The 12,007-nt window shown below is 34.5% G+C and carries 12 protein-coding genes and 1 pseudogene; 10 read left to right on the forward strand and 3 right to left on the reverse strand.

Features of this window, described 5'->3' with window-relative positions; translation table 11 throughout:
- Positions 1–16 precede the first annotated feature (16 nt).
- The gene (locus tag ACO05S_RS01005; protein WP_421919684.1) at positions 17–1,189 is read right to left on the reverse strand and encodes a hypothetical protein; all 1,173 of its coding nucleotides are present in this window, start codon (positions 1,187–1,189) and stop codon (positions 17–19) included.
- Between the two features lie 201 nt (positions 1,190–1,390).
- Here ACO05S_RS01005 and ACO05S_RS01010 point away from each other — a divergent pair, with 201 nt between their 5' ends.
- The 7 genes and pseudogenes from ACO05S_RS01010 to ACO05S_RS01040 all read left to right on the forward strand — a co-directional run.
- Positions 1,391–1,840: a DsrE family protein gene (locus ACO05S_RS01010; protein ID WP_421919685.1), complete on the forward strand. Its 450-nt coding sequence runs from the start codon at positions 1,391–1,393 to the stop codon at positions 1,838–1,840.
- A gap of 11 nt (positions 1,841–1,851) precedes the next feature.
- Positions 1,852–2,514: a DUF2461 domain-containing protein gene (locus tag ACO05S_RS01015; protein ID WP_421919686.1), complete on the forward strand. Its 663-nt coding sequence runs from the start codon at positions 1,852–1,854 to the stop codon at positions 2,512–2,514.
- 92 nt (positions 2,515–2,606) lie between these two features.
- A complete protein-coding gene (locus tag ACO05S_RS01020) occupies positions 2,607–3,209 on the forward strand; it encodes an HD domain-containing protein (protein WP_421919687.1) in 603 nt (200 codons plus the stop codon).
- A 140-nt stretch (positions 3,210–3,349) separates the two neighbouring features.
- Positions 3,350–3,607 carry a hypothetical protein gene (locus ACO05S_RS01025; protein WP_421919688.1) on the forward strand — a complete coding sequence of 86 codons (258 nt, stop codon included), beginning with the start codon at positions 3,350–3,352 and terminating at the stop codon, positions 3,605–3,607.
- Between the two features lie 15 nt (positions 3,608–3,622).
- Complete coding sequence (locus ACO05S_RS01030) at positions 3,623–4,153, forward strand: DUF3857 domain-containing protein (protein ID WP_421921267.1); 531 nt, start codon at positions 3,623–3,625, stop codon at positions 4,151–4,153.
- Positions 4,154–4,236: 83 nt separating this feature from the next.
- The gene (locus tag ACO05S_RS01035) at positions 4,237–5,361 is read left to right on the forward strand and encodes a transglutaminase domain-containing protein (protein WP_421919689.1); all 1,125 of its coding nucleotides are present in this window, start codon (positions 4,237–4,239) and stop codon (positions 5,359–5,361) included.
- Positions 5,362–5,497: 136 nt separating this feature from the next.
- A pseudogene (locus ACO05S_RS01040) lies at positions 5,498–5,809 on the forward strand (four helix bundle protein); the annotation flags it as partial.
- Positions 5,810–5,869: 60 nt separating this feature from the next.
- On the opposite strand, the gene ACO05S_RS01045 reads toward ACO05S_RS01040, so the two are convergent.
- Together ACO05S_RS01045 and ACO05S_RS01050 are read right to left on the reverse strand one after the other, a co-directional pair.
- A complete protein-coding gene (locus ACO05S_RS01045) occupies positions 5,870–7,039 on the reverse strand; it encodes a hybrid sensor histidine kinase/response regulator (protein WP_421919690.1) in 1,170 nt (389 codons plus the stop codon).
- A 560-nt stretch (positions 7,040–7,599) separates the two neighbouring features.
- On the reverse strand, positions 7,600–9,018 hold the full coding sequence (locus tag ACO05S_RS01050; protein WP_421919691.1) for a capsule assembly Wzi family protein: 1,419 nt from the start codon (positions 9,016–9,018) through the stop codon (positions 7,600–7,602).
- Between the two features lie 820 nt (positions 9,019–9,838).
- On the opposite strand from ACO05S_RS01050, the gene ACO05S_RS01055 reads away from it, so the two are divergent.
- The 3 genes from ACO05S_RS01055 (at position 9,839) to ACO05S_RS01065 (ending at position 12,006) form a co-directional block, all read left to right on the forward strand.
- On the forward strand, positions 9,839–10,099 hold the full coding sequence (locus tag ACO05S_RS01055; protein ID WP_421919692.1) for a hypothetical protein: 261 nt from the start codon (positions 9,839–9,841) through the stop codon (positions 10,097–10,099).
- Positions 10,100–10,330: 231 nt separating this feature from the next.
- Positions 10,331–11,242: a carboxypeptidase-like regulatory domain-containing protein gene (locus ACO05S_RS01060; protein WP_421919693.1), complete on the forward strand. Its 912-nt coding sequence runs from the start codon at positions 10,331–10,333 to the stop codon at positions 11,240–11,242.
- Positions 11,243–11,868: 626 nt separating this feature from the next.
- Entirely contained in the window at positions 11,869–12,006 is a 138-nt protein-coding gene (locus ACO05S_RS01065; protein WP_421919694.1) for a hypothetical protein, read from the forward strand.
- Position 12,007: the final 1 nt, after the last annotated feature.

Consider the following 12,007-nt stretch of genomic DNA (forward strand, 5'->3'; position numbering starts at 1 on the left):
TTATTTTAAATAATTATTAATCAAGATATCTTTTCTTTCGTTCTTTCTTGGCACTAATACTGTCCATCACAGTTTCCATAAATGGTCTATAATACCTCCAGAAAAACATCTTTCGATCAATAACTTGATCTGAACTATAAAATGCTTCACTTATTTTTTCAACACCCTTAAAATATGAGGAGTAAATTCCAATTTGATTATCGGAGAAATCAAAAGAAAAATAGAGAAATCTGTAATCTTTATCATGCTCAATTATTGCTGGAAACTGTATTGGCACTTGTAATGAATCCATCAACTCTTTCCCTTTATCATTGACATCAATTTTAAAATTAGCCAGTACATGATTCCTATTATCTATTTGATTAATATCAAACCAATATGGATAGTAAATTTGCTTAGGCACATTATACTCCAACTGGGTACTTAATTCTGATATTAGAATTGGAAACCTTTCTTTTAAATGTGTTTTCTCTTCTAAAATTACTATTCTTTCTTTATTATCAACCAATACAATTCCTCCTTTACTAAAATTGTATTCCGTTTTGTAGTTTTTTTTATAGAGTTCAGGTATCCATTTGGGAATTTCAGGAGTTTTCGCCGTGTCAAGTGTTGGATAATATTTACCAATCCAACCACTCCACTTAACACCAAGCAGTTCTTCTGTTTGTCTTCTAATTACAGAAGAAGTTGGAGAAGCAAACAAGTTAAACTCAGCGATAATGGTTTTGCCTTTTCTCTTTAATTCTCTTAATAAATTAAACTCTTCGGCTTGCAAACCTCCATAAAAGAATGAGATTGTATCTTTTCCATGGTCAGGATGATCTTCCCAATTTGAACTGTAAATTCCATAAGTATCTGCAAAAAACACAACATCCATAGAATCAGCTAGCCTAGGACTACATCTTTCACCATATATTCCCAAATCTTTAATTACATACTTTCCATTCTCTCCCGGATGAAAGCCTAAAAAATCCTCGGCAAAGTCATACTCATCTCCTGTACTTTTAACCCATTTATTTTGATTAACAAGCCAAAAAAATGACAAATGCTCAGAAAAGCTCTTTTCCGGAGTTGTCTTATCTATAACGAGCAAATTTATTGGGATGTCTTTCTCAACTTTCCATAAGATCCACGATATTACCGGAACAACTAAAATGAGTAAAACCAATATCCTCACTAACTTCCACATTTGCTTTTTTTTACTTTAAATTACTTATTATTCACAGTTATAACGGAAATATCACCAAATAAGTTATCCTTTTTTTTATAAGTATTTTTAATTAATCTATATAATGAGTATTTTCCTATTCGATATTAATATGTATTTTCTATAAATCCCAATATTTAATTTATTATTATTTTTTAGTTTATCAATTAAAATTAATCAACCATGAAAAAGTTATTAAGTATTTTTTTTATCACAAGCTTTATCTGTGCATCTTCATTCTTAAATTGTAGTGCAAAGCAAATTTTAGATTCAAAGCCTACTGAGAAGATGACAGAAAGCAAAAAACTTGCAGTAGTTTGGACGAGTGGTGACAAAGATGTTGCAGAAAAAATGGTTTTTATGTACACATTTAATGCAGCCAAGCACAAATGGTGGGATCAAATCAATTTTATCATTTGGGGACCATCATCTAAACTTTTAAGTGAAGATAAAGATCTCCAAGAATACATTTCTAAAATGATGAAAGTGGGAATTAATGTTTATGCGTGTAAAGCTTGTGCAGACTTATATGGTGTGTCAGAATCATTAGAAAAAATTGGGGTGGATGTAAAATACATGGGTAAACCATTAACCGAATATCTTCAATCAGACTTTAAAGTAATGACATTTTAAAAAAAAAATCCATGCTTAATCAAGCAATACTTGTCTTTTTAAAGGAACTTCGAGATAATAACAATCGAGAATGGTTTCATATTAACAAGAAGAAATACGAAGAGGCAAAAAAGGGTTTTGAGCTTTTTATAGAATTGAGCATTGAGCAAATTAAAGCTTTCGATCCAAATATATCTGGTTTACGAGCTAAAGATTGTTTATTTCGGATTTATCGAGATGTTCGATTCTCGGAAGATAAACGACCATACAAAACGAATTTTGGAGCTTTTGTGTCAAAAAATGGCAGAAAAAGTAGCTATGGTGGATATTATATTCATATCGAACCCGGACAGTGCTTTCTTGGCGGTGGATGTTACATGCCTGCTTCGAATGTTCTTAAAGCAATACGAACAGAAATATTTCACCATCCTGAAGAATTTAGAGGTATAATTGAAAATTCTGAATTCAAAAGTCATTTCACAGAAATGTATGGAGAGAAACTTAAAACTGCGCCACGAGGATTTCCAAAAGACTTCGAGCATATAGATTTACTAAATTACAAGCACTATGCAGTTAGTAAAATGATTGATGATAAAACTGTTATTTCCGATCAATTTGTTCAGGAAATCGACAATTCATTTAAAGCATTGCAACCTCTAAACAGGTTTTTAAACGAAATTGTACAAGATTTATAAAACAAAATACCAAAAATGCCGTTTCATTTACTGAACGGCATTTTTTGAATAGTCTTATGCTTCAAATTATTTAGCGGTCGTAATACTAATAAATGAACAATACTAAGAATTACATATTACAAGTTGAAGAGTATGTTACCGATTTATTATGTGACTTGCCTGTTAATTTGTGCTACCACAACCTAAAACACACAAAAGAAGTGGTTGAAGCTTGTAAAATCTTAGCCAGAAAATCCCAACTTTCACCCAGTAATACCGAGCTTGTAATTATAGCAGCATGGTTTCATGATGCAGGACATGCGGTTACCTACTTTGGTCACGAAAAGGCTGGAACAGAAATTGCTGTAGACTTTTTAAGCAGAATTCATTACCCTAAATCCAAAATTAATAAGGTTGTAAATTGTATTTTAGCGACTCATTACCCTCCACGCCCACAAAATGAGCTTGAAAAGGTTCTTTGCGATGCTGATATGTATCACCTAAGCTTGGATGACTACGAATCAAGAAGCTTTTCTTTGAGAAAGGAATTGGAAACAGTAACCTCAACAGAAATTCCTAAACAGCATTGGTGCAATAAAAACATAGAATTCTTAAACGACCACTGTTATTTCACCAACTACGGCAAAAAAGTATTGCAGTTTCTTAAGGAAAAAAATATCAAAAAGTACTTCACCTCACATTGCAAAAACTCCTAAAGGAAAAGTTGAGTTACTAAAATAGAACATCATTGAATACCTCCAATCTCAATCTTCATACATAAGAGTTATTTATCTAAATTGATTCTTAAATGATACTTTACTACATTAAATGCTTTATAATTTTAATCCCTAATTCTATGAAACTTTTAACTGTACTCAGAGTGTTTATTGCTACTCTTTTGATTCTTTTTGCAAGTAAACAATGCGTTGCTGCAAAAGCCCCAATAAAATTTGGAAAGGTGACAAAAGACGAATTACTAATGAATAGGTATGATAAGGATACATCTGCAATTGCTGTTTATTTATGTGACTATGGTGTTAGTGAAATGCTATTTATGAATACTACAGGAAACTTTCAATACAATTTTACACTAGTACCCTCTTTAATATTTTAGTCGGTTACTAGTGATATTAAATATAAATACGAAAAAGCAATTACCATACTCAACGAATCAGGAGATAGGTATGCCGATGTTCATGTATATTACTCTAAAAATATGCCTGTAAGCAACTTACAAATCTCACTATATGACACTAATGGAATTCTAATAGAAAAGGTGAAATCATCTGAGATTAATGATTACAGTGCATCTGGGGAAAACATGTTTACCGATTCAAGAATCAAACATTACGAACCCATTCAAAAAAATTATCCATACACAGTTGTTTGTTCGTATAACTTAAGCACCAATGAATTCTTTAATATCAATGATTGGCACCCATACAATGGCTCGAGGTGTTCCATAAATGAAAGTATATTTACAATATCTACAAACAATCCTGATAGCTTTAAGTATAAGATGCTTAATTCATCGTTGAAACCAATTATTACTGAAGACAGAGGAAGAAGTACCTACCTTTGGAAGATTTCAAATTTAAAAGCATACAAACCTGAATCTTACTCATCCCCTATGGTTACTCTGACAGAGGTCCATATTTAAAATGTTCTCCAACCAAATTCCAATATGATAAAATACATGGCTCCACAAATTCTTGGAATGATCTTGCAAGTTGGTTCTCAAAATTGAACTATGGACGTGATGATCTTGATGAGAACACCAAAGCTGAAATCAAAAATTTGGTGAAAGACTGTAAAACCGATTTTGATAAAGTAAAGAAACTTTATGAATATCTTCAAAACAAGACTCGTTACGTTAGTATTCAAGTAGGTATTGGTGGGCAGCAACCATTTCCTGCCCAATATGTTCAAGATAAATCCTATGGTGATTGCAAGGCTTTATCAAATTATATGAAAGCATTGTTAAAAACAGTTGATTTAACTTCCTACTATACGCTTATATACGCCGGAGACAAAACAAGAGAAATTGATACAAATTTTGTGAGTACTTTCGCCAATCATGCCATTTTAATGGTTCCATTGCAACAAGATACTATTTGGTTAGAATGCACAGACAAATTTAGTCCTTGTGGTTATTTGGGAAGTTTTACCGATGACAGAACTGTTCTTGCTATTAATGAGAATGGTGGAGAACTGGTAAGAACTCCTTCGTACCAAATGTCTGATAATACTCAGAATAAAACCGGAGATATTAAAATCAATGCTGATGGCACTGCTAAAGCAAAAATCACTGAAAAATGCAGAGGATTACAATATGAATATATCGCAGGATTAACACATATAGGGCCAGAAGATCAGAAAAAGAAACTGTACAAGGACATTGATCTTCCTGACTTTAAAATTAACAGTTTCGAAGCAAGCAAAGAGCTTACCAGAATTCCAAGCTCTAAACTAGAACTTGATCTGGACATTAGGAATTATTCTTCAAAATCGGGTGACAGATTGTTTGTGCCTCTTAATTTGATTACGAGAAGTACCAGCGTTCCCAAGAAAATTAAAAATCGTAAAACCAACATTTATTTCAAACGAGAATATTGCGATATCGATACAATACAATTTACTTTACCAGAAGGTTATGAAATGGAAAGTATTCCTGAAAAGAAGCTTATTGAATCAGATTTTGGAAACTACATGAGTGAAGCAATTCAAGAAGGGAACACAGTAAGCTATATCCGTAAAGTAGAATACAAAAAATTCGAATTCCCAGCCGAGAGATATGATGAATTGCGAAATTACAAAAAGGCAGTAGCACGGGCTGATAAGGCAAGGATGGTGCTTAGAAAATTGTAAGTCTGTAAAATTTGAAGTGTCTGGAAGTGTTAATGAAAATAATAAGAATATGGCAACAGTTAAGCATTTTGAAGAATTATTTATTTGGCAAGAAGGCAGAAAATAAACCAATCAAGTTTACTTTCATTGCAATAACCTAAAAGATTTCGCATTTACAGATCAAATACAAAAAGCTTCATTTTCTGTAATGAACAATATTGCAGAAGGATTTGAACGATATGTTGATATCGAATTCAAACGATTTTTAGATATTTCGAAAGCATCTTGTGAAGAAGTTAGAAGCATGCTTTATCTTGCCAATGATTTGAAATACATAGATTCTTCAACTGTAGATACTTTACAGGAAAGCTGTCGTCTTTTATCGGCAGGAATTCAAAAACCAATAATTTCGATCAATAAAAAAATCGCAATAGCCAAACAAGCATTGCGATTCTTATATTTCTTATAAATCTTTTAACTTTTTCAAGACTCTTCGAGACTTTCTTGACTTTCCCAGACTGTTTGACTATTAATACTCCGGAAGTAAAAACGAAACACTAACGCCCCCTTCTTCCAAATTCTCAACATCTACTTTTGCCTTGTGCAAGTCCATCACTAGTTTTACCACAACCAAACCAGGTGTAAATCGTTTAAAATCATCTGTGCGCTCGTTTTTTTCTAAATCGAAGAATCGGAAAGTATAGTTTACCTCACCTTCGGCAAAGTGAGTCCCTGCATCCTTAACAAAAACTTTTATTTTTTGTCCCATTAATTCAGCACCTACATAAACTTCGGAGCGAGATGGTGTATTGGCTATTGCATTTTCTAAGATCTTTTCCATACAGATCTCCAGCAACCTTTCATCTCCGCGCACAATGTAGTTTTTAGGAATATCCATTTTTAGCTTGACCTTGCGTTCTGAAAGCAAACCTCTTAGCTTATCAACACTTACCTTTACAACTTCATGAACCGGTAAACCAACCACCTTCATTTTGTATCTATCAAACCTTAAAGCAGAAAGCAATAATGCGATATCCGAAACACCGATTAACTTTTCACATGCTTGTTTAATAAAACGAACATATTTCAAATTTGTCTTGTTCTTGATCGAGAATTCCAACATATCTGCAAAACCAACTATTCCGTTTAAAGGTTCACGCAGTTCTGTTGACATTAATGAAAGAAAATCATTTTTCGCATCTTCTAATTTCGACAACTGGAGATTGGCCTCTTTTAAACTCGTATTAGCTTCTTGCAATTCCATTGTGCGAGCTGCCACCTTTTCTTCCAATTGCAAATTCATGAATTTTAATGATTCATTTTTATGCTTTAATTCAAGATGAGTATTCACTCTTGCAATTAACTCTTGGGAATTAAATGGTTTGGTTACATAGTCCTGAGCACCTGTTTCGAAACCCTTAATAATGTCATCACTATCAATCTTAGCTGTTAAATAAATAACAGGTATATCTCTAGTTTTATCTTTTGATTTTAAATATTTACAAACTTCATATCCATCCATTTCGGGCATCATGATGTCCAATAATATCAAATCGAAACTATCTGCAACACAAAGCATCAAAGCATCTTTGCCGTTCATTGCATATTGAATCTCGTAAGATGGATCGGAAAGAATTGCCTTTAAAACTTTAATATTTTCAGGAATGTCATCAACGATAAGAATACGATGTTTCTTCATTGCAAAATTAGTTGTTAGAAGGGTTGTTTTGTTGTAATAATTGAATTGATTAAATAATACATAATCATTTTCGAATCTAATCAAAGCATAAATATAACATATTAAAGCCAAGATCAGATAAAAAAAAGCGAAAAAAGTCAAGAAAAATCACGCAGGCGAAGCTTGGCACGATGTCAAAGTCAAATAATCACATCATACAAGAGTAGAATTAAAAAGCTGTAATAGAAAAATTACAGCATTGCAAATGACGAATCTGGAATTAGCTTGTAGGAGGATTTAACCTCGAGAGTTCTATTTATACGTTCATTCAGGCTGGAGAAATCAAATGACAGAGCTTCGACTTGCCTCTTAAACTTAAACAGAATTGGTTCAAGTTTGTTAGGCTATTTTACTATTGATACCCTCAACTGAAAGTGAGAGCTTCAAAACCGAAGATTCAAAAACAGAGAAAAGAACAACTTTGTGTTTTAAGACAGAGGAAAGGCGCAAGAAGCGCCTCCTAATTTTTTGAATCAATCACAGCCAGAGAAATGCAAGCTGCGATTGAGATGAATGGGAAATTAAAAAATTCCGTTTTTATACACCCTCAAGAAACATCCCACATTGTCTTTATACAATTCGCCTTGATCGATGGAGATGGAAAAACTAACTTCTACAGGCAAGGTTTTCTCTGGCAAATGAAGTTCTAGAAGTGCTGAAACCTGTTCTTTCATTCCTCCTTCAAAGGGAACTGAGTATCTTCCCCAGTTTTGAGAATAAGTTAGTAAAGTGCGATAAGGAATTTTATTGAATAAATATCCATTTACTCCAAAATGATGTGCCACGATACGATTGTTAATCACGCCCAGAGTGTGTCCATTTTCATCCTCCTGAGCTGGCGCAAAAAAAGGCAGCCCCAATGTACGACCGTAATGTGTCCAGCCCGATTTGTAAATGTAGTTGTTAAAGTAATTATCCCGACCTGTGTAAAGAGCACCATCGCTGCCAGGTATTGGTGTACCTCCTGGTGTACTACCTGACTGATAACGAGTGTAATAATTCTCGTACATGGCAGATGTAACCCAATTCTTTTCTCCTTTAAATTCGGCATACAATCCTGTTACCCCATCTGGACGATGAAAATAGGTGCCCGATTTGTCTTCGAACATGGTTTGGCGATACAACTCCCAGTTCACCTTTTCACCTTTTAGGTAAACATGAAAATCCCATCCCCCAAGATGGTTTCCATAGGCATTTTCCCATTCTCCCCAGACTTCTTCTCCTTCGGTTCCTTTACCAACAATCATACGCGTATAATTGGTGAAATCGGTAGGCAATTTTCCTACATTAGGATCGAAAGAGCTTCCTCCCCATTGTGAGTAATGCTGGAATCCCACTTCTAAATTGAACTTTCGATCTCCACCCAAGCGGATGTATACATTCTTATAATGTACTCTTGTATTGTCAACATATCGATCATCAAGCATGATGCCTTCGGAATACATTCCTTTTACTGCCAACCAATCTTCTGCAAAAGGAATTTTCCAATACCCCTGTGTACCAATTGATATTCTTGGAATGGGACGTGCATTGTTCGATAAAAACAAGTTGCCATTGGTAGCAGAAAGCTTGCCAAATTGAATGTCCTCATAGCGCGATCCTACCGACAATAATAACTTCTTCCAGGCTAAACGCGCATAAGCTTGAGTGAGGATTGCATCTGTTTGATCGGCAATTGATCCACTGGCGCTCCACCCAAACTCATAATCCAATTGATTGGTACCTTTGTTCATGAAAGTGCTGTACATAGATAAGTCGGTGACCAATGCATTTTCATTTGGCACTCTTCCGTTTTGATTACTCACCAACCAGAATGGTAAATTTTCTTCGCTTGACAGATAAGATGATGCTCCAATCTGGTAGTTGATTTTCTGCCCCTTAGAAATTCCTGTCAGCGCAAGAATACTTATCAGTAAGCCTATTCTCTTCATTTTATTCATTTGATTTCGCTATTAACGCATTGCACATCCCTTTTCGTATAGAGATCAGACAATTTATTTTAAGTGCACAAATTTAATAGGAATTATGAATTATGAATGATAAATGATGAGGAAAGTGGAAAAGAAGAGTTGAAGGGTTGTCGGTTATCGGTTGTCGGTTATCGGTTGTCGGTTGTTAGTTGTCGGTTGTCATTATCCTTCTTCCTTTATAATTTCCACTTCTTCCTTTATACTTTATACTTCTCTCTTTCTACTTTCTACCTCTTCCTTACTACTTGTCCCCCTGTGCTCATTGAGGATGAGCAAAAGATTTAACAGCAAATATTCCAGATTAAGATTTTTTAACACAATCATTTTAAGATTCTGCATTTTCAATTGCATATGTAATATTATTTTATTTACCTTTGACATTGTCAACAAAATTATCGGGAAACCGATTCCACATGTAAAAGGATCTATTCCTTGATCCACTAGTTATCACTAAAGCAAATTTTTCCTGCTTGTATTATTGTATCATACCATAATAGCTTTGATATCTACATCATTGCATTTTATTGTATACTCATAAAATATGCAGACAGGTATCGTGAAATAAAATCATCAGTTTAATGAATAATAATCCGGTGGCTTATCATTTCATGGTAACTATTAACAGTTACATGTTGGAATATTTGTTGACACAAGATAAGTCTCCGGATTAAAACTAAAACTCAGTACATGAACAAATCAATCAATTAGAATGCAATCCTAAATGGGTGAATGATGGCTTGTTTGTCAATCATCAACATCAAAAGCTGATAAGTATAACATCACGCAAGATGTGAAGGGAATTGATGCAGTCGTGTGTGAAAGGAAAAGGATTGCTGATGGAAGCAAACAAGATGGAATTGATACAAAGGCAACTGCGGACACAATCAAGGCAAGTGGGGATAAGATCGAGGCAGCTGCTGAAGATATCAAGGCAAGTGGGGGTAGAATGGAAGCAAGCTTAAACGCAATCAAGTCTGTTGAAATAAGAAGAGAAGGCAAGTGCGGATGCCATCGAAGCTGTTGGGAATACAAGCAAGGCAAGTGCGAATAGCACAAAAGCTCTGTGAATAGTGATGAAAAGAGCAAAAAATGAAGATTATCTTATACTATATAAAAATAAATTTTAACCCTGAGTATCCTGCTATACCGATTCGTTAATGATATTAGTACTAAATCTGCTACACATTTAGCACTCTCATTCATCTGTCGGCATTATACCAAGTGCTATTTTCATAGTTAAAAGGTATAAAATCAGCATGTTTACTCGTAAAAACAAAGTATTATGAACAAGTTTTTAGTTGCTTACCGTGAAATGAAAAGAAGATTAGAGGATTTCTATCATGAGAACCAGGTAAAAATTGATGCCATTCCGATTTTAAAGGAAATTTTTGATGCGCTTTTGGCAGAATTTACCAAGTTCGAACAAGCCTGGGAGATCACGACCCAAGATTACTCAGGTTCTACCTTAAGTAAGAAAAATGTAAAGAATCAACTGGCAAATAAGGTATCGAATTGCAATATGCTACTGTACAATTACTGCATTAAAAATGAGCTCAGTGATGAACTTCCTAATTTTAAAGGAAGTGAGGGAATGTTATCTAAATTATCAGATGAAAAATTACTTAGCCGATGTGAATATTCTATCGGTTATTTGGAAGGACTTGGTGAGAAATTGAGCGAAACGGCTCTTACAGCTGAAGATCTGGAAGATTTAAAAACGCTTTATGCCAATTACGAAAATCTGGCTCCACGACCTAAGGTCTTACAAGGAAAGCAAAAAATTGCCCTGGAAGACTTATCTGCCAGTCGATCTGCCGGTATTAACATCATCAATGAAAGGTTGGATAAAGTTATGGAATCGATGTTTGAGGATAGCGAGCCTGAATTCTACAAGACCTATGTTGAAGCTTCGGAGATGGAAAATCCGGGATCTAGTAAGCTGGCCGTTAAAGGAAGTATTCTTGATAAAAACACCAAATTACCTGTTCCCCAAGCTCACTTGATTATCGAATCTATCGATTTTGATCATGAAGTTAAAGGCACAAAAGGAGGTTTCCGTATTAGCAAACTGGAGCCTGGTACTTATACCCTAAAAATTGAAGCGGTCACCTACAAAACCATCACCATGGATTTGATCCATCGATATGGAGAAACGAATGAGCTGGAGATTGAAATGGAGTCAATTAATGTTTAATGATTAAGGATAAATGTTTAATGAAGAGGTGCAAGGGGTTGTGCCTCTTTTTCTTTTTGAAAGTCCAATAGTAGAAGAGTCTGACAGTAGAAGGGTCTTGAAGAGTTGAAAGGTTGTTGGTTATCGGTTGTCAGTTGTCGGTTATCGGTTATCGGTTGTCGGTTGTCGGTTATGGTTGTCGGTTATCAATTTCTACTTGATACTTGATACTAGGTACCCACTCACAATTGGATTTAACCACAGGCAGGGATTCGAATCGCTAACTGGGTAGTTCTGATCACTCAAAAGTAGGGCAAAACAAAGTTTAAGCGTTTTAAATGTATACATCACTAAAAATAAAGCTATGGCAAATCTACTTTTTTACTTTTCAAGACTTTTCGACTCTTTGACTGTTGGAATGTTGAAATGTTGGACTGTTCCTCACGCTCACCCCTTAATCCCCTGAAAGGGAAAACCTAGGCACAAGTGGACTGTTCGAGTTCTATAGATGAATCAAACGTTTTCGACAATAAATTAAAGTTCTTTTAACACAAACTAAGAAATCTAGCAAATATTTAGGATTGACAGAATAAATTATTTTCATACATTTGTTAGGCGATATAACACTACTATTACAATGTTTTAAAATGGAAAAATTACCAAAGGAAATAGCAGAAGCTATAAAAAATGGAGTGGCAGACAATCAATTGATTAAAATGGCCCAGGATCTTTTAGAAAATGGTGACCAGGAAAATGCTGCCAAAGTTTTGGATTTTTGTTTTTAAT

Origin of the sequence: Marinifilum sp. (genome assembly GCF_965230805.1) — a bacterium.
In the GTDB taxonomy this organism is placed as follows: domain Bacteria; phylum Bacteroidota; class Bacteroidia; order Bacteroidales; family Marinifilaceae; genus Marinifilum.